Source organism: Comamonas halotolerans (assembly GCF_030162935.1).
Classification (GTDB): Bacteria; Pseudomonadota; Gammaproteobacteria; order Burkholderiales; family Burkholderiaceae_C; genus Comamonas; species Comamonas halotolerans.
Window position 1 is genome coordinate 642,075 of record NZ_JASAUZ010000001.1, and the last position, 26,428, is coordinate 668,502.

General features: G+C 54.4%; 26 protein-coding genes and 2 tRNA genes. 11 read left to right on the forward strand and 17 right to left on the reverse strand.

The annotated features are described in order from the left end of the window. The first annotated feature begins 22 nt into the window (after positions 1-22). On the forward strand, positions 23-1,615 hold the full coding sequence (locus QEP11_RS03020; RefSeq protein WP_284335097.1) for a WD40/YVTN/BNR-like repeat-containing protein: 1,593 nt from the start codon (positions 23-25) through the stop codon (positions 1,613-1,615). A 92-nt stretch (positions 1,616-1,707) separates the two neighbouring features. Here the strand turns inward: QEP11_RS03020 and QEP11_RS03025 are convergent, their stop codons facing one another. Together QEP11_RS03025 and QEP11_RS03030 are read right to left on the reverse strand one after the other, a co-directional pair. Continuing rightward, positions 1,708-2,352 (reverse strand): lytic transglycosylase domain-containing protein, encoded by a 645-nt coding sequence (locus tag QEP11_RS03025; protein WP_413788664.1) that lies wholly within the window; start codon positions 2,350-2,352, stop codon positions 1,708-1,710. A gap of 110 nt (positions 2,353-2,462) precedes the next feature. Continuing rightward, on the reverse strand, positions 2,463-4,208 hold the full coding sequence (locus tag QEP11_RS03030) for a proline--tRNA ligase (RefSeq protein ID WP_284335098.1): 1,746 nt from the start codon (positions 4,206-4,208) through the stop codon (positions 2,463-2,465). 92 nt (positions 4,209-4,300) lie between these two features. Here QEP11_RS03030 and QEP11_RS03035 point away from each other — a divergent pair, with 92 nt between their 5' ends. After that, positions 4,301-4,963 (forward strand): RNA pyrophosphohydrolase, encoded by a 663-nt coding sequence (locus QEP11_RS03035; protein ID WP_284335099.1) that lies wholly within the window; start codon positions 4,301-4,303, stop codon positions 4,961-4,963. A 77-nt stretch (positions 4,964-5,040) separates the two neighbouring features. Here the strand turns inward: QEP11_RS03035 and proB are convergent, their stop codons facing one another. The 4 genes from proB to rplU all read right to left on the reverse strand — a co-directional run bounded on the left by proB (position 5,041) and on the right by rplU (position 8,088). Further along, positions 5,041-6,177, reverse strand: coding sequence for a glutamate 5-kinase (proB, locus tag QEP11_RS03040; RefSeq protein WP_284335100.1), 1,137 nt, complete (start codon positions 6,175-6,177; stop codon positions 5,041-5,043). Positions 6,178-6,259: 82 nt separating this feature from the next. Next, positions 6,260-7,333, reverse strand: a complete 1,074-nt coding sequence (cgtA, locus tag QEP11_RS03045; protein WP_284335101.1) for an Obg family GTPase CgtA — start codon at positions 7,331-7,333, stop codon at positions 6,260-6,262. Positions 7,334-7,497: 164 nt separating this feature from the next. Continuing rightward, positions 7,498-7,758 carry a 50S ribosomal protein L27 gene (rpmA, locus tag QEP11_RS03050; RefSeq protein WP_284335102.1) on the reverse strand — a complete coding sequence of 87 codons (261 nt, stop codon included), beginning with the start codon at positions 7,756-7,758 and terminating at the stop codon, positions 7,498-7,500. Positions 7,759-7,776: 18 nt separating this feature from the next. Further along, positions 7,777-8,088, reverse strand: a complete 312-nt coding sequence (rplU, locus tag QEP11_RS03055) for a 50S ribosomal protein L21 (RefSeq protein WP_284335103.1) — start codon at positions 8,086-8,088, stop codon at positions 7,777-7,779. Positions 8,089-8,297: 209 nt separating this feature from the next. On the opposite strand from rplU, the gene QEP11_RS03060 reads away from it, so the two are divergent. The 7 genes from QEP11_RS03060 (at position 8,298) to QEP11_RS03090 (ending at position 14,997) form a co-directional block, all read left to right on the forward strand. Next, positions 8,298-9,227 (forward strand): polyprenyl synthetase family protein, encoded by a 930-nt coding sequence (locus QEP11_RS03060; RefSeq protein ID WP_284335206.1) that lies wholly within the window; start codon positions 8,298-8,300, stop codon positions 9,225-9,227. A gap of 156 nt (positions 9,228-9,383) precedes the next feature. After that, entirely contained in the window at positions 9,384-11,126 is a 1,743-nt protein-coding gene (pilB, locus tag QEP11_RS03065) for a type IV-A pilus assembly ATPase PilB (RefSeq protein ID WP_284335104.1), read from the forward strand. An 81-nt stretch (positions 11,127-11,207) separates the two neighbouring features. Beyond that, positions 11,208-12,431: a type II secretion system F family protein gene (locus tag QEP11_RS03070; RefSeq protein WP_284335105.1), complete on the forward strand. Its 1,224-nt coding sequence runs from the start codon at positions 11,208-11,210 to the stop codon at positions 12,429-12,431. Further along, a complete protein-coding gene (locus QEP11_RS03075; RefSeq protein ID WP_284335106.1) occupies positions 12,431-13,300 on the forward strand; it encodes a prepilin peptidase in 870 nt (289 codons plus the stop codon). The genes QEP11_RS03070 and QEP11_RS03075 overlap by 1 nt, the downstream gene beginning before the upstream one ends. Positions 13,301-13,302: 2 nt before the next feature. Beyond that, complete coding sequence (gene coaE / locus QEP11_RS03080) at positions 13,303-13,911, forward strand: dephospho-CoA kinase (RefSeq protein ID WP_284335107.1); 609 nt, start codon at positions 13,303-13,305, stop codon at positions 13,909-13,911. A 94-nt stretch (positions 13,912-14,005) separates the two neighbouring features. Beyond that, a complete protein-coding gene (gene zapD, locus QEP11_RS03085; protein WP_284335108.1) occupies positions 14,006-14,761 on the forward strand; it encodes a cell division protein ZapD in 756 nt (251 codons plus the stop codon). Positions 14,762-14,787: 26 nt separating this feature from the next. Continuing rightward, the gene (locus QEP11_RS03090; protein ID WP_284335109.1) at positions 14,788-14,997 is read left to right on the forward strand and encodes a DNA gyrase inhibitor YacG; all 210 of its coding nucleotides are present in this window, start codon (positions 14,788-14,790) and stop codon (positions 14,995-14,997) included. 92 nt (positions 14,998-15,089) lie between these two features. On the opposite strand, the gene QEP11_RS03095 is transcribed toward QEP11_RS03090, so the two are convergent. The 4 genes from QEP11_RS03095 to secA form a co-directional block, all read right to left on the reverse strand. Further along, positions 15,090-15,548 (reverse strand): (deoxy)nucleoside triphosphate pyrophosphohydrolase, encoded by a 459-nt coding sequence (locus QEP11_RS03095; protein ID WP_413788665.1) that lies wholly within the window; start codon positions 15,546-15,548, stop codon positions 15,090-15,092. Positions 15,549-15,565: 17 nt separating this feature from the next. Then, the gene (locus QEP11_RS03100; protein ID WP_284335208.1) at positions 15,566-16,498 is read right to left on the reverse strand and encodes an ATP-binding protein; all 933 of its coding nucleotides are present in this window, start codon (positions 16,496-16,498) and stop codon (positions 15,566-15,568) included. A gap of 217 nt (positions 16,499-16,715) precedes the next feature. Further along, positions 16,716-17,945 carry a bifunctional glutamate N-acetyltransferase/amino-acid acetyltransferase ArgJ gene (gene argJ / locus QEP11_RS03105; protein WP_284335111.1) on the reverse strand — a complete coding sequence of 410 codons (1,230 nt, stop codon included), beginning with the start codon at positions 17,943-17,945 and terminating at the stop codon, positions 16,716-16,718. A 116-nt stretch (positions 17,946-18,061) separates the two neighbouring features. After that, a complete protein-coding gene (gene secA, locus QEP11_RS03110; RefSeq protein WP_284335112.1) occupies positions 18,062-20,785 on the reverse strand; it encodes a preprotein translocase subunit SecA in 2,724 nt (907 codons plus the stop codon). 230 nt (positions 20,786-21,015) lie between these two features. Between secA and QEP11_RS03115 the strand changes: the two genes are divergently transcribed. After that, the gene (locus QEP11_RS03115) at positions 21,016-21,342 is read left to right on the forward strand and encodes a hypothetical protein (protein ID WP_284335113.1); all 327 of its coding nucleotides are present in this window, start codon (positions 21,016-21,018) and stop codon (positions 21,340-21,342) included. Between the two features lie 49 nt (positions 21,343-21,391). Here QEP11_RS03115 and QEP11_RS03120 read toward each other — a convergent pair. The 7 genes from QEP11_RS03120 to petA form a co-directional block, all read right to left on the reverse strand. Continuing rightward, positions 21,392-21,467, reverse strand: a tRNA-Thr gene (locus QEP11_RS03120). Positions 21,468-21,531: 64 nt separating this feature from the next. Then, positions 21,532-21,607: transfer RNA gene (locus tag QEP11_RS03125), tRNA-Thr, on the reverse strand. Between the two features lie 48 nt (positions 21,608-21,655). Next, positions 21,656-22,195, reverse strand: a complete 540-nt coding sequence (locus tag QEP11_RS03130) for a ClpXP protease specificity-enhancing factor (protein WP_284335114.1) — start codon at positions 22,193-22,195, stop codon at positions 21,656-21,658. Between the two features lie 49 nt (positions 22,196-22,244). Beyond that, positions 22,245-22,856 carry a glutathione S-transferase N-terminal domain-containing protein gene (locus QEP11_RS03135; protein WP_054067369.1) on the reverse strand — a complete coding sequence of 204 codons (612 nt, stop codon included), beginning with the start codon at positions 22,854-22,856 and terminating at the stop codon, positions 22,245-22,247. A 108-nt stretch (positions 22,857-22,964) separates the two neighbouring features. Then, positions 22,965-23,723, reverse strand: a complete 759-nt coding sequence (locus tag QEP11_RS03140; RefSeq protein ID WP_284335115.1) for a cytochrome c1 — start codon at positions 23,721-23,723, stop codon at positions 22,965-22,967. A 17-nt stretch (positions 23,724-23,740) separates the two neighbouring features. Beyond that, entirely contained in the window at positions 23,741-25,156 is a 1,416-nt protein-coding gene (locus tag QEP11_RS03145; protein ID WP_284335116.1) for a cytochrome b, read from the reverse strand. Between the two features lie 15 nt (positions 25,157-25,171). Continuing rightward, positions 25,172-25,768, reverse strand: coding sequence for a ubiquinol-cytochrome c reductase iron-sulfur subunit (gene petA / locus QEP11_RS03150; RefSeq protein WP_284335117.1), 597 nt, complete (start codon positions 25,766-25,768; stop codon positions 25,172-25,174). Between the two features lie 149 nt (positions 25,769-25,917). Here petA and mscL point away from each other — a divergent pair, with 149 nt between their 5' ends. Continuing rightward, positions 25,918-26,346, forward strand: coding sequence for a large conductance mechanosensitive channel protein MscL (mscL, locus tag QEP11_RS03155; protein ID WP_284335118.1), 429 nt, complete (start codon positions 25,918-25,920; stop codon positions 26,344-26,346). The last annotated feature ends 82 nt before the right edge of the window (positions 26,347-26,428 follow it).

Here is a 26,428-nt window from a genome sequence, read left to right on the forward strand (position 1 = left end):
CCATCATCGGATTGCATTGACCATGCCATTTGAACTTTCTCGACGCAGCCGCTGGACGGTAGTCATCACCCTTTTGCTGTTGAGCAGCACCATCACCGTCGATCAGCTACAGCGGCACCCTGGAGGCACACAGTTGCCAGCGTCCACACAGCAGTGGCAGCTGGACGACGACGCCTTTGTCCTTGACCCTGCCAGTCTGCGCCTGCTGCCCAGTGCGCAGTCCACACTGGTAACTGGCAGCCTGTCGCGCAAATTGGAAGCTTCCGAAGACACTCTACCGCCCGGCGAACTGCTCGAATTACAACTGCCGCAATGGCGCGAACGCAGTGTTCAGCAAACGCTGACAAAAGCCCTGCCCATTGCCCAAACACTCCAAGAGCATATGGTGCGCGAGGCTCTGCAAAATGCCATTGATGCGGCACAGCCCCCTAGCAAGACTGAGTTGACAGACGAGCAGGCCCAAGCTCTGCATTGGCTGAGCTTTCGTGACCGGCAGTTCATAGCCCAGCTCACACCACAGCACGGCTTTGACATTCGTGCCAGTCTTGGACAAAAACCCCTGACCGTGCGTTCCGTGGACAGCTCCGGCCAACTTCTGCTGAATGTGGATGTTCGCGGCAAATACGTCTGGAGTGACGGCGCCTTCAGCAGCACCGACGATGGAGCAAGCTGGCAGTTCGCCCCCCAGCGCGAACAGCCCAGTGAAATAGACCAACAGGGCTGGGTGAACGCACGGACAGGCTTTATCTGGCATAGCCTTGAGCAAGCACTGCTCATCACCACAGACGGTGGCAGCACCTGGGCCACGCCACATGTCATCACACCCTTGCCTTCAGCCGCAGCGGCTGTTGATGACGCCGAAGACCTTCCTGCTTCCTTGTCAGCCAGCCAATACCGTTTACCCTCTTTTGCTCCAGCCATTTGGTCCGACATACAACCTCCACAGCCCACACAAACACGGTTTGAGTTTTTGTTTCAAACCCTGCCTGCGGGCCGCGTCCTTGGCTGGTCCAGCCGATGGGAACGCCGGCTTGATGCCAACAACACCCCAACTGGTGAATGGAAGGCCACTCTGACCCGTCGCTTTTCGTTGGAGATAGACCCTGCAAACAACACGGTGAAGGTGCTCGGTCTGAAGCCTGAGAAAGAGCTCCAACCCATCGACAACACCACCCGTTGGCCTGTCACGCGCAACCCTGATGGCAGCATGACTTTGTGGCGAGAGGCATCCGTGCAGTACTTTGACCCAGAAACTGAGCACTGGCAGCTACCGGTTGCACTCCCCCTGCCCTTGCTGCATCGTGGAGTGGGACACAACAAGTTTTGGGCCACACCAGATATCTGGATCAGCCAGAGCCAAGCGCCTGCGCTGCTGGACATGTTTGCCTGCCTGCTACCAGAGACCATGCCCTTGCAAGCACGCTGCAATGAAGAGCGCGCCAGAGCCTATGCCTTCAGTCGCGATCAGGGCCGCAGCTGGCAGCATTTCCAGCTACCCAATGCCATGCACAGCCATATTGTGGGCTGGGATGCTCAAGCGCAACAGCTACTGGTTGCCCAGCAACTGCAAGACGCACAGCCATTGCAACTGCTGCACTATCGTCTCGTTCCCTGAAGTACTTTGAACTGCAGTGGCAGCCCCTGCACGCTACATTGCCGCTACCTGCCGCATACCCTATCTCCCCTGCGATGCAGCAAGATGCTCCGCTACACCCGCACGGAATCCGGATTGAACTGCCATTGACGCTGTGCGCCAAGCACAAGATTGGGGTATTTGTCTTTGCCGCGACTGCCGTTATATCGCCCTAGCGCCATAAACAAATCGCCTTTTTCACGCACAAGATAATGGCGCAATATGACGCAGCCAAAACGCAGATTGGTTTGCATGTGAAACAGTTTGCCAGGGTCACCATCGCCAATCACACGCGTCCAGAACGGCATGATTTGCATGAAGCCACGAGCCCCTGCAACCGACACTGCGAATTTCCGAAACCCGCTCTCCACCTGAATCAGGCCGAGTACCAGCGAGACATCCAGGCCCGCCCGCTTGGCTTCGTACCACACGGTCTGGAGAAAGTCACGTCGCTCTTCCCAGCCGGACATGCGGCGGCGCAAACGGTCGCTCATGGTGGTCAGCCAGCGCAGGTATTCCACCCTCGCATCCGTTGAGGCGAACAACGGCTCAGGAGGAGCCAAGTCGCGCACTGCGGCACTCAGGGCACTGCGCACCGCATCTGCCAGGGGCTCTTCCAGCTGCGCGCCTGCATAGGCCGGTACAGTCCCCACTGCAGCGCACGCCAAGCCCATACCCAAGCAGGCGCGCCGTGTGATCAATGCGTGCAACTCCCTCATCCCGTACTTGTATCTTTTTATTGCTACAGGCGAAGTTTCCTGACAAAGCATGCCTCCAGCAAGCGAAAAAGGCAGCCAAAGCTGCCTTTACCTGGAATGCTTGATGCAAATCAGTTCAAACCCAGCTTCGCTTTGAGGTGTGCCAGCACATCGCTCACTGCCAGCTTGGTAGCCTCCGTATCACGGCGGGCCTGGTACTCCACTACACCTTCCTTGAGGCCACGGTCACCCAGAACCACGCGGTGTGGCACACCGATCAACTCCCAGTCAGCCAGCATAGCGCCTGGACGTTCGTCACGGTCGTCCAAGATCACATCCACACCCAGAGCCAGCAAAGCGTCATACAGTTTGAATGCCTCTTCCTTCACAGCTTCGCTTCGCCCCATGCCAATCGGGCAGATCACCACCGTGAAAGGTGCAATCGCATCAGGCCAGATCATGCCGCGCTCATCATGGTTCTGCTCCACAGCAGCCGCTGGCAAACGCGTCACACCGATGCCATAGCAACCCATTTCAAAGTGCTGGGGCTTCCCGTTGTCACCCAGGAAGGTGGCATCCATGGCCTTGGAGTACTTGGTGCCCAGATAAAAGACATGGCCAATTTCAATGCCGCGCTCAATGGCCAGTTCACCAGCGCCGTCGGGTGACTTGTCGCCGGCCACCACATTGCGCAGGTCTGCGATCACTTCAGGCTCAGGCAAATCGCGGCCAAAGTTTACGCCTGTGATGTGGAAATCCACTTCGTTGGCACCGCACACCCAGTCCGCCATGATGGCAACTTCACGATCCACCACCAGCTTCACAGGCTTCTTCACGTTGACGGGACCCAAGTAACCGGGCTGGCAACCAAAGTGCGCTTCGATTTCAGACACGGAAGCAAACCGGAAGTTGGCCAGACCCTCCACCTTGCCCACCTTGATTTCATTCATATCATGGTCTCCGCGCAGAAGCAGCAGCCAGACCTGGGTTTTCACAATTTCGCCTTGCTCATTGGTCTCATCGGTGGCCAACACCAGAGACTTGACGGTTTGGCTCAAAGGCAGGCCCAGTTGCGCTGCCACGGCCTCGCAGGTACTGTTGCCAGGTGTCGCCACCTTCTCCATGACCTTGCTCGCTGCAGGACGTGTAGCAGTAGGTGCCAAGGCTTCCGCTTTTTCAATATTGGCAGCGTAATCGCTGTGAGGGCAGTAGACGATGGCATCCTCACCGGTGGATGCAATCACCTGAAACTCCTCGCTCAGGTCACCACCAATCGCACCCGAATCGGCACGTACTGCACGGTACTGCAAACCGAAGCGATCAAAGATGCGTTTGTAGGCTTCACGCATGGTTTGATAGCTGATTTGAGCAGCATCGCGGTCCTTGTCGAAGGAGTAAGCATCCTTCATGATGAATTCACGCCCACGCATCAAACCAAAGCGTGGACGACGCTCGTCGCGGAACTTTGTCTGAATCTGGTAAAGGTTCTTGGGCAGCTGCTTGTAGCTCTTGAACTCTTGGCGGGCAATGTCAGTCACCACTTCTTCAGAGGTAGGTTGAATCACAAAGTCACGGCCATGACGATCCTGAATGCGCAGCAACTCAGGCCCCATTTTTTCAAAACGGCCTGTTTCCTGCCATAGCTCTGCAGGCTGCACCACGGGCATGGTCACTTCAATGGCACCTGCACGGTTCATTTCTTCGCGCACGATGGCTTCGACCTTGCGAATCACACGCAGGCCCATAGGCATGTAGTTGTAGATGCCGGCACCCAGCTTTTTGATCATGCCAGCCCGCATCATGAGCTTGTGGCTGACCACTTCGGCATCAGCCGGAGCTTCTTTCAGGGTGGAGATAAGAAATTGGGAGGCTTTCATGAGGGAGACAGAGCGGGATAAAGCTATGGCAGTTTGGCTGGGCACAGACTGCCGTGCATAATGATCGCAATATAGAGAATTGGGGTTCGATTATGCTTGACCGGGACGGATTTCGCCCGAACGTCGGCATCATCCTGCTCAACCAGAAGAACCAGGTGTTCTGGGGCAAACGCATTCGCACCCACAGCTGGCAGTTTCCGCAAGGTGGCATTGACCGGGGAGAAAGTCCTGAACAAGCCATGTTTCGAGAGCTGCATGAAGAAGTGGGGTTGAAGCCCAACCACGTTCGCGTGGTCGCAAGAACAAGGGACTGGTTGCGCTACGAGGTGCCGGATCGTTACATACGCCGTGATGCGCGAGGTCATTACAAAGGCCAAAAGCAAATCTGGTTCTTGCTCCAGCTGCTCGGCCAAGATTGGGATTTGAACCTTCGCGCCACAGACCACCCTGAGTTCGACGCTTGGCGATGGAATGATTACTGGGTACCACTGGATGTAGTGGTGGAGTTCAAGCGTGGCGTTTACGAGATGGCGCTGACAGAGCTGGCCCGCTTTGTCCCTCGCAGTGAGCAACAGCGTAATCGTTATCTGCGCAGTGGCATGCGACCACGTGACGGTCAGCCCGAGCCCATTGCTACACAGCCTCGCTTTACGGCAGTGCTTCGCAACCATGGTCTGGTTCAAAACCCTGGCATGGAACTGCCCCCTGGAGCCAGCTTTGACCCTGACCCACAAAATGAAGCCAACAATCGCTAAATAAAAAATCCCGCTTGCCCCATGGCACAGCGGGATTTTTTATTATGACTGCTGGTTGCAGCATGCTCCGGCCCGCATCAATGCAGCACCACCATATTGTCACGGTGCACCATTTCTGGCTCACCACGATAACCCAGCAATTGCTCCACTTCCGACGAAGCGTGCTTGCACAGCAGACGCGCTTCAGAGCTGGAGTAATTGGCCAAACCCCGTGCAATCTCCTTGCCTGCTGCATCGCGCACTGCAATCACATCGCCCCGAGAAAAATCGCCTTCTACTGCGACCATACCCACAGGTAGCAAGCTCTTGCCCGCTGCTTGCAACTTTTGCACCGCTCCGGCATCAATGAAGACCGATCCATGCAATTGCAAATGGTCCATCATCCATTGTTTGCGTGCCTGATTTTTGTGCGTAGGAGCCACCAGCAATGTACCAATCACCTCGCCACGAATCAGACGTAAAAGAACATCTGGCTCACGACCCCAGGCAATGACTGTGGACGTTCCGGAACCCGCAGCCCGTTTGGCGGCCAGAATTTTGGTCAACATGCCCCCTTTACCAATGCTTGAGCCTGCACCACCTGCCATGGCCTCCAGCGCCGAGTCACCAGCCTGCGCCTCGTGCACAAACTTGGCATCGGGGTTGCTGCGGGGGTCCGCGGTATACAAGCCCTTTTGATCAGTCAGGATCACATAGGCATCGGCATCTACCAAATTGGCCACCAACGCTCCCAAGGTGTCGTTGTCGCCAAACTTGATTTCATCATTCACAACGGTATCGTTTTCATTGATAACCGGCACCACACCCAATCGCAACAAAGTCAGCAAGGTTGAGCGCGCATTCAGATAACGCTCTCTATCGGCCAGGTCTGCATGAGTGAGCAGCACTTGCGCACTGCCGACGTTGTGAGTGCGCAGCTTGGTTTCATACATCTGAACCAACCCCATCTGCCCCACGGCTGCCGCTGCCTGCAACTCGTGAATTTCCTTGGGACGCGCAGCCCATCCCAGGCGCTTCATGCCTTCCGCCACCGCACCGCTGGAGACCATGATCACCTCACGGCGAATACCATCATCACCATGTACAAGGGCCGCCAATTGGCGCGACCACTCTTCAATGGCTGCTTCATCGAGGCCACGCCCCTCATTGGTCACCAGACTGGAGCCGACCTTGACTACGATGCGACGCGCATCCTGCAAAACACGGGAAGACATGATTGTGAGTTTTTATGGCGACAAGCACTTATCAAACAACAAGTACTTGCCGCTATTAATCAAGAAGCAATAAGCCTGCGCTTTATTCGGGTGCATCACCCGCAAAACGTGGATCGTACTCTGCTTCTGATGGTTGCTCCGCTTGTTGTACGACATGCACATGCTTGAAGATCTCTTGCACCAGACGCTCCGTGCCTTCTCGAGCCAACGCGGAGATCTCGAATACCGGCCCCTTCCACTTCAAACGCTTCACAAAATCCTTGACCCTGGCAGCACGCTCTTCCTGCGGAATCATGTCCAGCTTGTTGAGCACCAGCCACCGCGGCTTGCTGTAGAGCTCTTCGTCGTACTTTTTCAACTCCTGCACAATGGCCTTGGCTTGCTCAACAGGGTCCACGCCCTCATCAAACGGCGCCAGATCCACAATGTGCAGCAGCAAACGTGTACGCTGCAGATGGCGCAAGAACTGGTGCCCCAGACCTGCCCCGTCTGAAGCACCCTCAATCAAGCCAGGAATATCCGCAATCACGAAGCTTTGTTCAGGCCCCACACGCACCACGCCCAAATTAGGATGCAATGTGGTGAAAGGGTAATCTGCAATCTTCGGGCGTGCATTCGACACTGACGAGATAAATGTGGACTTGCCTGCATTGGGCATGCCCAGCAGCCCCACATCGGCCAGAACCTTCAGCTCCAGCTTCAGGCTGAAACGCTCGCCCGCACGTCCGGGCGTTTTTTGGCGTGGTGCACGGTTCACCGCGCTTTTGAAACGCAGATTGCCAAAACCACCATCTCCACCCCGGGCCAGCACAATTTTTTCACCTGGTGTTAGCAGCTCGTGAAGCACTTCACCCGTGGCCTCATCGCTGATGATGGTGCCTACAGGCAGACGCAAGGTAATGTCTTTACCGGCTGCGCCAAACATGTCATTGCCCATGCCGTTTTCGCCGCGTTGCGCTTCGTGGCGGCGGGAATAACGGTAGTCAATCAACGTATTCAAATTTACATCGGCCACGGCATAGACGTGGCCCCCGCGGCCTCCGTCACCACCGTCAGGTCCGCCGAATTCCTTGTATTTTTCGTGTCGGAACGTGGCTGCACCATTACCACCATCGCCCGCGGCAATTTCAATATAGGCTTCATCGACGAACTTCATGAGGCTTTCCCGTGATTCATTAGAGTGACCAGCACACGTTGTGCCAATCCAAAAGCATAAGCCATGCACCTGGCAGCTTTGCTGAGCAAGGACATTACGCCCTTGTGAAAACAACAAAGCCCCGACGCGTCGGGGCTTTGTTGTGTCAGATGACGCTTGTTGCTTTAAGCAGCAGGCGTGATGCTGACAGTGTGCTTGGACAGAGCACCCTTGGTGTCAAAAGACACGTGGCCATCAACCAAAGCAAACAAAGTGTGATCCTTGCCCATGCCAACATTGGTGCCGGGATGGAACTTGGTACCACGTTGACGCACAATGATCGAGCCTGCGCTGATCAGTTCGCCACCAAAGGCCTTCACACCAAGCATTTTTGGCTTGGAATCACGTCCGTTGCGCGTAGAGCCGCCGCCTTTTTTCTGTGCCATGACTTAGCTCCTTGGGAATTAAGCGGCAATCGCCACAATTTGCAGTTCTGTGAACTGCTGGCGATGGCCTTGGTGCTTGGCGTAGTGCTTACGACGACGCAGCTTGAAGATGCGTACCTTGTCGTGCTTGCCGTGAGCAACCACAGTTGCCTTCACAGATGCGCCGGACACCAGGGGTGTGCCAACCTTCAGTTCTGCGCCGTTGCCGACTGCCAAAACTTGGTCGATCACGATTTCCTGGCCTACGTCCGCAGCAATCTGTTCTACCTTGATTTTTTCGCCAGCGGCAACGCGATACTGCTTGCCACCGGTTTTTATGACCGCGTACATGTAAACCTCTTTCGATTCTTGAGTCTCCGTAGACGAATTTCCACGGAAGCCGACTATTGTACGCACAAACACCTTTTCACGTCTAAGCCTCACCCCCATTCCCGCTAGGACATTCGGCAGCTCTTCCTATAATCAGGCCCTCTCACGGTGGCATTACCTTGAAAACAGCAACTCACACCTCCAATCCACTCGCTCTGATTGCCGAAGACATGCAGGCTCTGGATCGCGTCATCGCCCAGCGATTGACCAGCAGCGTCCCCCTGATCGGCCAGATTTCCCACTACATCATTGCAGCGGGCGGCAAGCGTCTGCGTCCCGCTTTGCTTTTGATGGTGAGTAACGCTTTGGGCGACAGCAACCCCATCAAATATTCACTGGCAACCGTGGTGGAGTTGATCCACACCGCAACCTTGCTGCATGACGACGTGGTCGACGAGTCCACCATGCGCCGAGGACGTCCGACTGCAAACGAATCTTTTGGCAATCCAGCAAGTGTCTTGGTGGGCGACTTTCTGCATACGCGCTCGTTCCAGATGATGGTCGAAGCGGGCAATATGCGCATTCTGCGAGTATTGTCCGAGGCGACCAATATCATTGCCGAAGGAGAGGTCCAGCAATTGATCAACACGCACGATGCCTCACTCGATGAAGCCGGTTATCTGCATGTGATTCGCTCCAAGACCGCAAAACTGTTTGAAGCCAGCACACAGATTGCAGCAATCCTGGCCGGTGCCAACGCGGAGGTTGAAACAGCTTGTGCCACCTTCGGGCAAGCATTGGGCACCGCTTTTCAGATCATTGATGATGTGCTGGACTACGATGGCGATGCACAAGAAATGGGCAAGAATCTGGGTGATGATTTGCGCGAAGGTAAATGCACATTGCCACTGATCATTGCCATGCAACGTGCAAACACAGAAGATGCTCAAACCGTGCGCAATGCTATCGAACAAGGTTCGACGGATCAGTTGCAAAACATTTTGCGCATTGTCAAAGCGACAGGAGCACTGGAGGCAACTCGCCAAGCTGCACACAATGAAGCCACTCGCGCTATTGATGCTCTCAAGAAGCTACCTGTGAACGCTTACACACAAGCCATGGAACAGCTCGCATCTCAGCTTTTGCTACGCCGCACATAGTCATGTAAGCAACGAAATGCGCACTTTATCCCGAGCGCATCAAAACATATGCAAAAAGCCTGCTGACGCAGGCTTTTTGCATCTATACAGCTGCACGGTGATGGGTGATGATTCTAGGTCATGCCCCTTGAATCCGGGGGCCCTTGAATCTGGGCAATGACAACCGTAACACCATCTACCTCTCTCACTTCAACCTCACCATCCGCACTTACTGGTTTAGCCCGCGCCTTGGTCAACGCGGGACATCTGTCTGAAGCGGTGGCAGAGGAAGTGTCACGCAAGGCCAATGCCAACAAGCAAAGCTTTGTCTCCCAACTAATCTCAGGGGGTCAACTTTCGGCAAAGGAGCTAGCGCATTGCATATCACGCATTTTCAGTACCCCTTTGCTGGATTTAGACGCCGTCGATCCGGTGCGCTTGCCTAAGGATTTGCTCGACACGAAGATGTGCGCAAGCCACAAGGTATTGCCATTACTAAAACGTGACAACCGACTGTACGTTGCAACCGCAGACCCATCCGACCAAGAAGCTGCTGAAAAAATCAAGTTCACGGCACAAATGGGGGTGAACTGGATCATTGTGGAGTATGACAAGCTGTCACACCTAGTGGAGGCTGCCAGCAAAAATGTGACCGAAGCACTGGATTCCTATAGCAGTGATAGTGAATTCCAGTTTGACGACATCAAAGATATCCCTGAGACAGACGATAAAGACCTGGGTGCAGCAGAAGTCGAAGATGCACCCATAGTGAAGTTTCTGCACAAAATGCTTATTGATGCCTTCAACATGCGGGCATCGGACTTGCACTTCGAACCTTACGAACACACTTACCGCGTGCGGTTTCGCATTGATGGTGAGTTGCGTGAAATTGCAACACCGCCCATTGCCATCAAGGAAAAGCTGGCCTCACGCATCAAGGTTATCTCGCGCCTGGACATTTCCGAAAAGCGGGTCCCCCAAGACGGACGCATGAAGCTCAAAATAGGAGCGGACCGCGTCATTGACTTTCGTGTCTCCACACTGCCTACGCTGTTTGGCGAAAAAATCGTGATCCGCATTCTGGACCCAAGTAGCGCCAAGATGGGTATCGATGCATTGGGTTATGAGGCCGAAGAAAAGAAACGTTTGCTGGATGCCATTCAGCGTCCCTACGGCATGATTTTGGTAACTGGTCCAACAGGCTCTGGTAAGACAGTCTCTCTCTACAGTTGCTTGAACTTGCTCAACAAGCCCGGTGTCAATATTTCAACGGCCGAAGATCCGTCTGAAATCAATATGCCTGGCGTGAATCAGGTCAATGTCAACGAGAAAGCAGGGCTGACCTTTGCTGCCGCGCTCAAATCCTTTCTGCGCCAGGATCCGGACATCATCATGGTCGGGGAAATCCGCGATCTGGAAACAGCAGACATTTCCATCAAAGCTGCGCAAACCGGTCACTTGGTGCTTTCAACACTGCATACCAACGACGCTCCCACCACGCTGACCCGCATGCGCAACATGGGAATTGCGCCATTCAACATTGCCTCCAGCGTGATCTTGATTACTGCCCAGCGTCTGGCTCGGCGTCTGTGCGCGCAGTGCAAACAGCCCAGCGATGTGCCTGATGAAACCTTGCTGGAAGCAGGTTTTACAGAAGAAGACCTTGACAGATCTTGGGTGCCCTACAAAGCAGTGGGCTGCAGCGCTTGCAATAACGGCTACAAAGGTCGAGTAGGCATCTATCAGGTCATGCCCATTTCCGAAGAGATACAGCAAATCATTTTGCGCGATGGCAGCGCTTTGGATATTGCAGCCCAAGCCAAGCTGGAGGGCGTGAAGTCATTGCGTGAGTCCGGTCTGGACAAAGTGAAAGCAGGTGTGACTTCATTGGAGGAGGTTTTAGCCGTCACCAATCTCTAACGCCGACACATTCACGCAGCAGCACTACCAGTTGCAAGCAACTGCTAGCACAACAATATTGATCGCAGAGGGAACAGCGCTATGGCATACGCAGCAACGGGCAAAGCCAATGCCAAAGAATTTATCTTTGAGTGGACTGGCAAAGACCGACAAGGCAAGGAAATTCACGGAGAAATGAGAGCCTCTGGCGAAGCACAAGTCCAGGCCTCGCTACGCCGCCAGGGTATCTTCATGACCAAGCTGAAAAAACGCAGCATGCGAGCTGGCAAGAGGATCAAACCCAAAGACATTGCGCTGTTCACCCGGCAAATGGCCACCATGATGAAGGCAGGGGTGCCTCTGCTGCAGTCCTTTGACATCGTGGGACGCGGCAACGCCAATGCCAGCGTAACCAAACTACTTAACGATATTCGCCAAGATGTGGAGACCGGTACCGCTTTGAGCATGGCATTTCGCAAACACCCCATGTATTTCGATGCGTTGTATTGCAACCTGATTGAGGCAGGTGAAGCCGCTGGTATTTTGGAAACGTTGATGGATCGTTTGGCTACTTACATGGAAAAGACCGAGGCCATCAAAGGTAAAATCAAGTCTGCGCTGATGTACCCGATCTCGGTGATCATCGTAGCCTTTATCGTGGTGACTGTGATCATGATTTTTGTGATTCCAGCTTTCAAGGAAGTTTTCACTTCCTTTGGCGCGGACCTTCCTGCACCAACGTTGCTGGTAATGGGAATCAGCGAATTCTTTGTCGAATACTGGTGGCTGATTTTCGGAGTGATTGGCGGCAGCATCTACTTTTTCATGCAAGCCTGGAAGCGCAGTCCCAAGGTTCAGCGCGTCATGGACCGTTTACTCTTGAAGATGCCGATCTTCGGCGTACTGATCGACAAATCCTGCGTTGCACGCTGGACACGAACACTCTCCACGATGTTCGCTGCAGGCGTTCCCTTGGTTGAAGCATTGGATTCAGTGGGTGGCGCTTCCGGCAACAGTGTGTACAAAGAAGCCACGGACCGCATTCAAAACGAGGTATCAACCGGCACCAGTTTGAACATTGCCATGAGCAACAGCAATGTATTCCCTTCCATGGTGCTGCAGATGTGTGCGATTGGCGAAGAATCAGGCTCAATCGATCACATGCTGAGCAAAGCTGCTGACTTTTATGAACAAGAAGTCGATGAAATGGTTTCGGGGCTCTCCAGCCTGATGGAACCCATCATCATCGTTTTCCTGGGCGGCATTATTGGCGGCATCGTAGTGGCAATGTACCTGCCCATCTTCAAGCTGGGACAGGTGGTTTGATGCATTCTTTTGTAGTGGGATATATTGCTCTGGCAGCTTTGCTGGGCTTGCTTATAGGTAGCTTTTTGAACGTCGTCATCCATCGCTTGCCACAAATGATGGAGCAGCAATGGGATGATGAATGTGCTCAACATCAAGCCCACAAAGCTGGACTGGAGCACAGTTCAGCGGCACCTACCATCACCTTGAGCTCCCCTCGCTCACGCTGCCCCCATTGCAGCCATCCGATTGCATGGTATGAAAATATTCCTGTCATCAGTTGGTTGCTTTTGCGTGGCAAATGTAAAGCTTGCAAACAAGGCATCAGCGTGCGTTACCCGCTGGTGGAAATTGTTTGTTCACTCCTGTTTGCGTGGTGCGTGCATCACTGGGGCTGGTCTGCATCAGCTTGGGTATGGTGTGGATTCAGTGCGACCCTGCTCACTCTGGCGATGATTGACTGGGATACCACCTACCTGCCTGATTCCCTCACACTACCTCTTCTTTGGGCTGGTTTGCTGGCCACCAGCTTAGGCTGGACCGGCATTACCCTGAGCAGCAGCCTTTGGGGCGCTGCAGTTGCTTACCTCTCGTTATGGAGCATTTACTGGGTCTTCAAGATGCTGACAGGCAAAGAAGGCATGGGCTACGGTGATTTCAAGCTTTTTGCCGCACTGGGTGCATGGTTTGGCTGGCAAGCTTTGATCCCTATGATTTTGATGGCTTCTGTGATTGGCGCCATCATTGGCATTGTGATGAAATTCAACAGCAAATTGCGTGAAGGCGGTTACATTCCTTTCGGTCCTTTCTTGGCAGGCGCTGGTTTTGCCGCCATGCTCTTTGGCTCAGAAAACATCTTGCCCCCTTTCTTGAATGCCTTGAGCGGATAGACATGCAACGAGCCAAACGTATTGGACTGACTGGTGGAATTGGCAGTGGTAAAAGCACTGTTGCGCAGTTGCTTGGCGAAAATGGTGCCGTGATCATTGATGCTGACGCCTTATCGCGCAGCCTCACTGCAGCGGGAGGTCTCGCCATTCCCCAAATCGAGGCCGCGTTTGGTTCAGAAGCAATCGATGAAAGCGGAGCACTGGACCGAGCTTTCATGCGTAATTTGGTGTTCCAGGATCCCGGCGCACGGCAGCGCCTGGAAGCCATCATTCACCCTCTGATCGCCCATTTGACAGAACGACAAGCCCTGCAAGCGGAAGCCTGCGGTGCACCGCTGCTGGTTTTTGATGTGCCGTTGCTGGTCGAGTCTGCCCGCTGGCGTCAACAAGTTGATGCTGTGCTTGTGGTTGATTGTGAGGAAAGCACCCAGATCCAGCGCGTCATCGCACGCAATGGCCTAGAACGCCCAGCCATAGAAAAAATCATGGCAGCTCAAGCCTCTAGACAGCAACGCCGGTCTGCAGCCGATTATGTAATCTATAACGACGCAATAGATTTCACCCAATTGCGTCAAGAAGTGCTATCAATTTCAGCGCAGTTACAGCTATGATGGTAGCCAATGCGTCCGCAACACTTGAACTGCTGGGTGTGCTGACGCTGCAAACTCCCACTTTTCCGCCTGTGCCTATGGGGATACTGCCAGCGTGATTCTTTACGAGTACCCTTTCAACGAACGGTTACGCACCTATTTGCGACTGGAACAACTGTTTCGGCGTTTGTTTGAACTCGTCACACGCGAATCGCCAGTGGATCACCACTTCGCGTTGGCAACCATCTTCGAGATTATGGACGTGGCAGCCCGCGCCGACCTGAAGCTGGACCTTTTGCGTGATCTGGATCGACACAAAAGTCTTTTTGAAGGATTGCGTGACAACCCTGCAATTGCGCAAGACATGCTTGATGACATCATTGCGCAGCTGGATCATTGCTATACAGCCTTGCATGCCCAAACTGGTAAAACCGGCCAGCCGTTGACTGAAATAGATTGGCTAATGGCCATCCGCAGCCGTATTGGAATTCCTGGCGGAACAAGCAGTTTCGATCTTCCGGCCTATCACCGCTGGCAAAGCAAGCCCGCTCATGAGCGCCAGGACGACTTGCAGCAGTGGACACAATGCCTGCGGCCCCTGTCCGATTCACTTGTCTTGCTGCTAGGCTTGCTTCGCGAAACAGGCACGCCACAAAAGGTCGCTGCCACGAATGGTCAATTCATGCAGTCCCTCCCAGCAGGCAAGGCTTACCAGCTGCTGCGCCTACGTATTGACTCTGATTCTGGACTGATTCCGGAAATCAGCGCCAATCGCTTGATGGTGTCTGTGCGTCTGGTACGACCCAACGAAAGTGGCAGCCTGCAATCGACCACGGAAAACGCGGTTTTCGAACTCACACTGTGCGCCTAAGCGCCTGCCTGTGTCAGACTGTGAGCATGAGCAACAACACTGCGAACTCAACCACCGTGAAGTGCCCCACATGTGGAGGCCCAAGTCTGTTTGCGCCATCGAATGCATCGCGCCCCTTTTGCAGCATACGCTGCAAAGACATAGATTTGGGCGCCTGGGCGGCGGAAGAGTTTCGCGTTCCAGCACAACCGCCTCAAGACAATACATACGGTGATCCACGCACTGAAAACGATTAATTCACAGCCATCACCAATACCCATGAAAAAGGGTTTCAGATAGCAGTTATCTGAAACCCTTTTTCTTTTTCTAAACGATGAACACTTCGTTTTTACACAGCTTGTGCTGCATATACACTGGCATCAAAAGGAAGCCCTCTCTCTTCGCTCAGCCACTGCAACACGGGCAGAGATCCCTCCAGCACTGGTCGCACCTGCAGCGGCAACTGCTGCCATGCCATCTGCTGTCCTTCCAGCATGGCAAAGTCGCCCTCCCACTGCGTGATCTTGCACCAGTGCAGCCGCACCAAGGCATGGCTGTACGCATGCTCCGTCACCTTCCAAGGCAGGCAATTGGTGATGGTGATACCAATTTCCTCCTGCAACTCACGGCGCAGAGCCTGCTCCACGGTTTCGTCTGCTTCAAGCTTTCCCCCAGGGAACTCCCACCAACCCGCACGCGGTTTTCCCGCAGGGCGACTAGTGATCAGCAAAGCTCCATCACTTTCACGAATCAGCACGCCCACGGCAACTTCGGTGTGTTTGCGTTCAGAAGAAGTGGAATCAGTCACAGTCAAAACTGGCTTTCTCAAATTTCAGCACCGTCGGTCAGGCCATCAACATCCGCAATACGCTCGCGCAACACCTCATCGCGCACGCTACGGCCCGCATAGTCGCGCGCGAACTGTTGCGCGACACGGCCACTGCGCGAGCCGCGCTCCAGTGCCCAGACCAAAGCTTCGGGTTCCGCCGCTTTGATGGCGGACTCTCCCAACCCCATGGAACGCAACCATTGCGCCACCACGCGCAGGTATTCATCTTGGCTGAATGGATAAAAACTCACCCACAGACCAAAACGCTCGGACAACGAGATTTTCTCTTCGACCACCTCGCCGGGATGGATTTCTCCATTCTCTCCCTTGGACTGTGACAGGTTGTCCGTCATGTATTCGGGCAGCAAATGCCGACGATTGCTGGTGGCATAGACCAGCACATTGGGCGTCGCCGCCGACACCGAGCCATCCAGAATTGATTTCATGGCCTTGTAACCAGGCTCGCCTTCTTCAAAACTCAAGTCATCGCAATAGATGATGAACTTCTCCGCACGGCCTGCCACCACGTCCACTATATCGGGGAGGTCTGTCAAGTCTGCCTTATCGACCTCAATAAGTCGCAGGCCTTGAGGCGCATAAGCATGCAGACAGGCGCGAATCAACGACGACTTACCCGTGCCCCGGGCTCCAGTCAGCAACACATTGTTGGCAGTGCGCCCCTGCACAAACTGCTCGGTATTGCGTGCGATCTTTTCTTTTTGCGTGTCAATGTTTTGCAGATCTGACAGCTGCATGGCACCCACATGGCGCACCGGCTCCAGCGCTCCGCAACCATTGGCGCGCTTGCGGTAGCGCCAGGCGATGGCTGCACTCCAATCTGCAGGGGCTTGCAAAGGCTGGGGCAGCACCGACTCGATGCGCTGCATCAACTGCTCTGCCCGCTCTACCAAACGCTCCAAAGGGTTCATCACATCTTGCACTGCTTTGTCTCCATCATTAATTTTTGATAGCTGCCTAAGATTCAAGAACAAGGAATTCAAATCATTTCCCGTCGAAATCCTTGCACACCAAACGATTGCCACACCTAGCAGGTCCTAAAAGCAAAAGGAGCCACAGGCTCCTTCAGATCACATCCAGCGTTGTACAGCATCCAACCCATCTGGGCATCGTGCAACGCCGCCTTCATCAGGAGCGATAGTCGGCATTGATGGTCACGTACTCATGGCTAAAGTCACACGTCCACACTGTCTGCGACGCGTTGCCACGCCCCAGGTTTACACGCACGGTGATTTCCTGCTGCTTCATCACGCGCTGACCATCTGCCTCTTGGTAGGAAGGATTGCGGCCTCCATTGACCACGACATGCACGTCGTCCAGATACAGATCAATCTTTGTCTGATCCAGATCGGTGATGCCTGCATAGCCCACCGCAGCCAAGATGCGGCCCAAATTAGGGTCTGACGCAAAGAATGCTGTCTTGACCAGCGGCGAATGCGCAATGGCGTAAGCAGCAAGGCGACATTCTTCTTCGGTCTTGCCTCCATCGATTTGCACAGTGATGAACTTGGTTGCACCTTCGCCATCGCGCACAATAGCTTGTGCCAGCAGGCGAGCAACCTCTTGCAGCGCTGCTTTCAACGCCTTCGCATCGGAGCTGTCCCAGCTACTGACTGGTGCATTGCCTGCTTGGTGCGTGGCAATCAACACGAATGAGTCATTGGTCGAGGTGTCACCATCAATGGTCACGCGGTTGAACGAGCCATCCGCCAGCTCTTTGACCAAATCTTGCAGCAGCTCAGGGGCAATAGCCGCGTCAGTGGCCAGATAGCCCAGCATGGTTGCCATATTGGGACGGATCATGCCCGCGCCCTTGCTGATACCGGTAATGCTGACCGTCTTGCCATCCACTTGCACCTGACGACTATAGGCCTTGGGCTGGGTATCGGTGGTCATGATGCCCTGTGCAGCCACCTCCCAGTTATCCGCCTTGGCTGCGGCAATTGCTGCAGGCAACCCCGCCACGATACGCTCCACCGGCAACTCTTCCATAATTACACCGGTTGAAAATGGCAGAACCTGCTCAGGCTGAACGCCCAGCTCCTTGGCCAGAGCCGCGCAGGTCGCACGTGCATTCGCTAGACCTGCTGCACCGGTGCCTGCATTGGCATTGCCGGTGTTAATCACCATCGCACGAATACCCTTGCCCACTGCCAAATGCTCACGGCTGACCTGCACTGGAGCTGCGCAGTAACGGTTCTGCGTGAATACACCTGCCACGCTGGAACCTTCGTCGAGCAAGAACACACTCAGGTCTTTGCGATTGGCTTTGCGCACACCGGCTTCAGTAACACCAATACGCACACCGGCAACTGGATGCAGGTCAGCGGCGACGGGAACAGGCAAATTCACAGACATTGCAGGTCTTCCTACCAAAAAAACAGTGAGAGGGCAATTATGGAGCCTCTGCACGCAATACGAAGAAAAACACGGGCAACAGCCCGTGTCGTTTGAGCAAAAGTGTCTTGCTTAGATCAGTTCAGCTTGCCGTGGCAGTTCTTGAACTTCTCGCCGCTACCACATGGACAAGGGTCATTTCGGCCTACGCGCACGCCCGGCGGCAATTCGAAACGATCCGTCTTGTCACCATCAGCACTCGCATACTTCATACCACCCTGCACGCTTTCAGCGTGATCTTCAATACTTTGCGCCACTTGATCCAGCTGCTCAGGCTGCTGGATACGCACGGTGAGCAAAACACGTGTCACTTCATTCTTGACCTGATCGATGAGCTGTCGGAACAACTCGAACGCCTCGCGTTTGTATTCCTGCTTGGGCTGCTTTTGCGCGAAACCACGCAAATGGATGCCTTGACGTAGATAGTCCAACGCAGCCAGGTGGTCACGCCAGTTGGTGTCAAAGCTTTGGAGCAACACAGCGCGCTGGAAGTTCATGAACTGCTCGGAGCCCACCAAATCCAGCTTGCCTTGATAAACATCGTTCGCTGCCTTCTGGCATGCCTCCAGGACTTCTTCGTCCGTGATGGAGTCAGATGCCTTGACCATGGATTGCAGATCCACATGCACCTGCCAGTCAGCCAGCGCCTTCTCCAGAGCTGGCAGATCCCATTGCTCCTCCATGGACTCAGCAGGCACGTACATGCGCACCATGTCCGCAATGCAGTCTTCGCGCATCACGTTGATCATCTCTCCCAGGTCGGAGGTGTCCAGAATCTCATTGCGCTGCTGGTAGATGACCTTGCGCTGGTCGTTAGACACGTCGTCATATTCGAGCAACTGCTTGCGCATGTCGAAGTTGCGCGCCTCCACCTTGCGTTGTGCGGACTCGATGGAACGCGTCACGATACCCGCTTCAATCGCCTCACCCTCAGGCATCTTCAGGCGATCCATGATGGCACGCACGCGATCGCCGGCAAAAATGCGCATCAACTGGTCATCCAGACTCAGATAGAAACGAGAAGAACCGGGATCCCCCTGGCGGCCAGAGCGGCCACGCAGCTGGTTGTCGATACGGCGTGATTCATGGCGCTCGGTCGCGATGATGCGCAAGCCTCCAAGCGCCTTCACCTCATCGTGATCCTTTTGCCATTGGGCACGCAGTTCCGCAATCTGAGCTTGCTTGGTCGCCTCGTCCAGTTCTGCGTTGCTATTAATCAGCGCCTCTTGCTTGCTGATATTGCCACCCAGCACAATGTCGGTACCACGGCCAGCCATATTCGTTGCAATGGTGATCATGCCCTTGCGGCCTGCCTGGGCGATGATGTCCGCCTCCTTGGCGTGCTGCTTGGCATTCAGCACCTGGTGCGGCAAACCAGCCTTGGTCAGCAACTCGTCAATGATTTCCGAGTTTTCAATCGAGGTGGTTCCCACCAACACGGGCTGGCCACGGCCATGGCATTCGCGAATGTCTTCAATGGCCGCGTTGTACTTTTCGTTGGTCGTCTTGTAGACGCGGTCCAGCTGATCCTCTCGCTTGCTGGGCTTGTTGGGTGGAATCACCACGGTTTCCAGGCCATAAATACTCTGGAATTCAAAAGCTTCCGTATCCGCCGTACCCGTCATGCCTGACAGCTTGTTGTAAAGGCGGAAGTAGTTCTGGAATGTGATGGAAGCCATGGTCTGGTTTTCAGCCTGAATCGCCACACCTTCCTTGGCTTCGACTGCTTGATGCAAGCCATCGCTCCAGCGGCGCCCCGACATCAAACGTCCCGTGAACTCGTCCACGATCACCACCTCCCCGTTTTGCACCACGTAGTGCTGGTCACGGTGGTAAATGTGGTGTGCACGCAGTGCCGCATAAAGATGGTGCACCAGGGCAATGTTCGAAGGGTCATAGAGCGACGCTCCCTCAGGCAGCAGGCCTGCTGCCGACAAGATGCCTTCCGCTTTTTCGTGACCATCTTCGGTCAGGAACACTTGGTGGCTTTTCTCATCCACTGTGAAATCACCAGGCTTGGTAACACCTTCACCAGTGCGAGGATCTGCTTCGCCTTCTTGACGCACCAGTTGAGGGGCCAACTGGTTGATCGCCTGATACATGGCCGTGTTGTCGTCGGCCTGCCCCGAAATGATCAATGGGGTGCGCGCCTCATCAATCAGGATGGAGTCCACCTCGTCAACGATGGCAAAGTTCAGCCCACGCTGCACCCGATCGGCCTTGTCATAGACCATGTTGTCGCGCAGGTAGTCAAACCCGTATTCGTTGTTGGTACCGTAGGTGATGTCCGCCAGATATGCCAGCTGCTTGTCTTCGCGGGCTGCTTGAGGCAGGTTCACACCCACCGACAAGCCCAGATAGTTGTAGAGCGGACGCATGGTTTCTGCATCACGGCTGGCCAGATAGTCATTGACCGTCACGACGTGCACACCGTCGCCTGTCAGCGCATTGAGGTACACGGGCAGCGTAGAGGTCAGGGTCTTGCCCTCACCAGTGCGCATTTCGGAGATCTTGCCCTGGTGCAACGCCATACCCCCCATCAGTTGCACATCGAAATGGCGCATCTTCATGACACGCTTGGATGCTTCACGCACCACGGCAAATGCTTCGGGCAGTAAGTCGTCCAGGGATTCTCCTTTGGTCAGACGATCTTTGAATTCCTGCGTCTTGGCCTTCAAGGTTTGGTCATCGAGCTTTTCCAGCTCAGGCTCCATCGCATTGATGCGTGCCACCGTCTTGCGGTACTGCTTGAGAAGCCGGTCGTTACGGCTGCCGAAAAGTTTGGTGAGAATATTGACCATGCGAACGGAAGCCGCTCACCAGTGCCTCTTGGACCCTGGAAGCGGCCAAATCCCTAATAGAGTTGCCATGCAGATGGGCTCACTCAGCGCAAAAACAAGAGTTGTTGCCACTGAAAGCCAAAAATTGATTCTAACTGCCGCTTGCGCTTTGGCACCAACTGCGAATCCCTGCAAGCCCACAAGTAACACAGCAGACTGATAATGCGCAAACTATCCGACCACATATCGCCATGTCTTCGCGCCGCCATTTCGCCATCACACTGGAGCAAGCCGCCCAGTCTTCGCCAGCCCTGTCTCAATTGGTGAGCCAGGCACGCGAGGCCAATGCGCGCATGAAAGCCATTGAGCCGCTGCTGCCGCCAAGCCTGCGCAACAGCGTCAAAGCGGGCCCTATCGAAGGCAGCGTTTGGTGCCTGATCATTAAGAACAACGCTGCAGCCACCAAGATACGCTACCTGCTACCCAGTCTTGAAGCACACCTGCGTACCAAGGGTTGGAATGTTCAAAGCATTCAGCTCAAAGTCCTCAGCGCGACGCCCTGGCAAAGCCCTGTGTAAGCTGCAGGCGAAAAAAAAGACCCGTAGGGTCTACATCTTCAATCAGAAATGGTGCCGGTTGTCGGATTCGAACTGACGACCTACCGCTTACAAGGCGGGTGCTCTACCAACTGAGCTAAACCGGCGGTCCACATCACAATGCCGTAAGGCTGCCGATGGGACAAGGTACTTCGCAAAAAGCACCTGAAATGGTGCCGGTTGTCGGATTCGAACTGACGACCTACCGCTTACAAGGCGGGTGCTCTACCAACTGAGCTAAACCGGCGAAGACCGCGATTCTAATACAAATTTCGCGCCCTTAAAGAAATTCCGCTTATTTCACACGCTTTAGCGCAGGGCGACCTGCGCCACCGACTGGCGGACGGGGCTCGTCATCATCACCAGGCTCTGCAGACTTGCCACTGGACGGAACCAGTTGCATCACCTGAGCGGGCGTAGCGTCAATGACCTCTGACTCATGCGCAGCATCATCATCAGACACATCACCCATACTGAGCGCAGAGGCATCATCCGGCACTTCGGACAGCAGGTCATCAATCACGGGGAAAGACATACCCTGGCCCGATTCACGCGCATAAATTGCCTGGACACGCTCCACCGGCACCATGATCTCGCGCGGCTTTCCTCCGAACCGGGCTTTGAACTCAATGTATTCATTGCCCAGCTGGAGATTGCCTGTCGCGTCATAGCTGACGTTGAGCACAATCTCTCCATCCTTCACAAACTCACGGGGCACTTGCACAGAACGATCCACCTTGACCGCCAAATAGGGAGTCAAACCGTTGTCGGTGCACCACTCATGGAGGGCACGAATCAGGTACGGCCGTGTGGATGTGGTGGTTGGCTCGTTCATGTACAAATTCCGGCAAACAGCAAAAAAGGAGAGCGCAGCATAGGCGCAATTACTTACGCATCACCTTCTCGGAAGGTGTCAGTGCCTCAATATAGGCTGGGCGCGAGAAGATGCGCTCGGCATACTTCAGCAAAGGAGCTGCATTCTTGCTCAGCTCGATACCGTAGTAATCCAGGCGCCACAGCAACGGAGCGATTGCAACGTCCAGCATGGAGAAGCCTTCACCCAACATGTACTTGTTTTTCAGGAACACGGGGGCCAGTTGTGTCAGGCGGTCGCGAATGTGTTGACGCGCCTTCTCCACTTCCTTTTCATTGCCCTTAACGTTGCGTTGCTCCAGCGTGTTCACGTGCACGAACAGCTCTTTTTCGAAGTTCAGCAGGAACAGGCGCACGCGAGCCCTGTCAACCGGGTCACCGGGCATCAGTTGGGGATGAGGGAAGCGCTCATCAATGTACTCGTTGATGATGTTCGACTCGTACAGGATCAAGTCACGCTCGACCAAGATTGGAACTTGCCCATAGGGGTTCATCGCCGCGATTTCTTCAGGCTTGTTGTACAAGTCCACATCACGAATTTCGAAGTCCATTCCCTTTTCGAACAGCACAAAGCGGCAGCGGTGGGAATATGGGCAAGTCGTTCCCGAATAAAGCACCATCATGGCGGAAGCTCCTAAAAATCAAAAAGAGTGGGACGCCCCAAAAAGCGCCCACTCCACTAAGGCCGAACCGCTCTGCGCCGAAACACAAAGCGACAACAGACTGTCTATTTATTTGACGTCTTTCCAGAATGCAGCGTTCAATCTCCAGGTAATCAGAATAAAGATGCCCAGGAAGATCAAGACGCCAACACCGACGCGAATACGGGTATTTTGGGCTGGTTCACCCATCCATTGCAGGAAGTTGACCAAATCTCCAACTTGCTGATCGTACTCTTGTGCGCTCATTGTGCCCTGAGAGATGGTTTCCCAGCCCTTGAACACTTGGGTGTTTTGTCCATTTACCTCGACATCCTCGATGATCGCACGGCGTTCACCTTGCAATTGCCACAACGCATGCGGCATGCCTACAGAAGGGAACACCAGGTTGTTCCAGCCAGTGGCCTTTTCATCGTCGCGATAGAACGTACGCAGGAAAGTGTACAGATAGTCAGCCCCCGTACCACCCATTCCTGCGCGCGAACGAGCAATCACGGTCAAGTCGGGCGGGTTGGCACCAAACCAGTTTTTCGCCTGCTTGGGGTCAATCGCGGAGATCATGGTTTCACCCACCTTGTCAGTGGTGAAGAGCAGGTTGTCTTTGATTTCCTGCTCGCTCAAACCGATGTCTTGCAAACGGTTGTAGCGCATGAATGCAGCAGAGTGGCAGCCCAGACAGTAATTCACAAACAGTTTGGCGCCATTTTGCAGTGAAGCTTGGTTGGTCGTATCCACCGGCGCCTTGTCAAGGTGCACCAAGCCGCCCTCTGCGGCATAGGCACCTCCAACAATACCAAGCGCCGCGACCAGCGTGAGGATCAGTTTTTTCATTGTTCTTCGCTCCTAGCTCAGTGAGGCTTGAAAGTCACACGATCAGGCACAGCCTTGGGCGTACCCAACTGGCTCCACCAAGGCATCAGCAAGAAGAAGCCAAAGTAAAACAAGGTGCCCACTTGCGAGACGCGCTCACCAATCGGCGATGGAGGTTGAACACCCAGATAACCCAGGATCAGGAAATTCACCACAAACACCGCGTACATATACTTGTGCCAGCTTGGGCGGTAGCGGATGGACTTCACAGGGCTCATATCCAGCCATGGCAGCGCAAACAAAATCACCACCGCACCGCCCATCACCACAACGCCCCAGAATTTGGCGTCAATGGCCATCATCAGCGCCACAACAACAGCTGCAGCACCCACAATCACCAGCTTGAACAAGCCAGCCAGCTTGGACTTGAAAACCCCAAACAGTGCAGCCAACACCACACAGGCAATCAGCGCGTACATCATCTCACTGGTGATTGCACGCAGCATGGAGTAAAACGGCGTGAAGTACCACACAGGCGCAATGTGCAAAGGCGTCTTCAGCGGATCGGCAGGAATGAAGTTGTTGTATTCCAGGAAGTAGCCGCCGAACTCAGGCGCAAAGAACACAACAGCCGAGAACAGAAACAGGAACACGGCCACACCAAAGATATCGTGCACGGTGTAGTAGGGATGGAAGGGAATTCCGTCCAGAGGATTGCCGTTTGCATCCTTGGGAGCGTTAGGCGCCTTGATTTCCACACCATCGGGATTGTTGGAGCCCACATCGTGCAAAGCCAGCAAGTGCGCGACCACCAGGCCTAGCAGCACCAGAGGCACAGCGATCACGTGGAAGCTGAAGAAGCGGTTCAGCGTCGCATCACCCACCACATAGTCACCGCGAATCAGCAGCGCCAGATCAGGCCCAACGAAAGGTACCGCAGCAAACAGGTTCACGATCACCTGCGCGCCCCAGTAAGACATCTGCCCCCAAGGCAGCAAATAGCCCATGAAAGCTTCCGCCATCAGCGCCAGGAAAATTGCACAACCGAAGATCCAGACAAGTTCACGCGGTTTGCGGTAGGAACCATACAGAAGACCTCGGAACATGTGCAAATACACCACCACAAAGAACGCTGATGCGCCTGTGGAGTGCATATAGCGGATCAGCCAGCCCCACGGCACATCACGCATGATGTATTCCACCGAGGCGAATGCTTTTTCCGCATCAGGTTTGTAGTGCATGACCAGAAAAATGCCGGTCACGATCTGGATCACCAGCACCAATAGCGCCAGTGAGCCGAAGATGTACCAGAAGTTAAAGTTCTTCGGAGCGTAGTACTCCGACATGTGAACCTTGTATGCCGAGAATGCCGTAGGAAAGCGGTTCTCGAACCAGTTCGTCACCTTGGCACCAGTCGGTGCGTTCGGGTCGATGTCTTTGAATTCGTGGGCCATGTCGTTTTAACTCCCTCAAGCCTTATCTTCACCAATCAGGAGTTTCGTCTCCGTCAGGTACATATGCGGTGGGACCTCCAGATTGTCTGGAGCAGGCTTGTTTTTGAAGACACGGCCAGCCATATCGAAGGTGGAGCCGTGGCATGGGCAAAAGAAACCACCTTTCCAGTCGGCCGGCAGGGAAGGCTGAGCGCCTGTCTGGAACTTGTCGGAAGGAGAGCAGCCCAAGTGCGTGCAGATGCCAACACAGACCAACACTTCTGGCTTGATGGAACGCCACGTATTGCGCGCGTATTCAGGTGTGAATTCCGCAGGGTTACGCTCCGAATTTGGATCGGCCAACTGACCATCCAAGCTGGACAGATCATCAAGTTGCTCTTTGGTGCGTTTGATGATCCAAACAGGCTTGCCGCGCCACTCGACGGTAAGTTTTTGGCCTGGTTCAAGGGCAGAGATATCAACTTCCACCGCAGCACCCGCTGCCTTGGCCTTTTCAGAAGGCTGGAAGGTGCTGACAAAAGGGACAGCGGCAGCCACGCCGCCTACCGCGCCAGCACACGCAGACGTGATGATCCACGTCCGTTTGCTGGAGTCGACAGGTGTTTCACTCATGGGGATCCTCGACAAAAACATCGCTAGGTATAAGGACAATCGAGAAATTGTAGCGGAGCGTAATTCAGTAATCCAAGCACGCGTCTGACACGCTTCTTGCGTTAGATCACGCAATATGCCGTATCTCAATGAAAGTTTGGAGTGGGTTTATGGGAATGATGCAGGAATTCCGCGAGTTCGCGGTCAAGGGCAATGTCATCGACTTGGCGGTCGGTGTCATCATTGGCGGAGCCTTCGGCAAGATCGTCGATTCGGTCGTGAAAGACCTGATCATGCCGGTTGTAGGCATGGTGTTTGGCAAGCTCGATTTCTCGAACCTGTTTGTAGTTTTGGGTGAGATTCCTGCTGGCACACCACGTACTTTGGCTGCCCTCCAGGAAGCCGGGGTGCCGGTTTTTGCCTATGGTAACTTTATTACCGTCGCAGTGAATTTCATCATCCTGGCCTTCATCATTTTCATAATGATCAAGCAAATCAATCGTTTGAAGCGCGAAGCTCCCCCTGCAGCTCCTGCGCCAGAAGTCACACCAGAAGAAGTGCTGCTATTGCGTGAAATTCGCGATCAATTGCGCCGTTGATTCAGTCTGCTCTGCAGGAGCGACGCAGCATCAGGCCGCCAGATTTTTTTTGAGGCCGCACCACATGGTGCGGCCTTTGTGT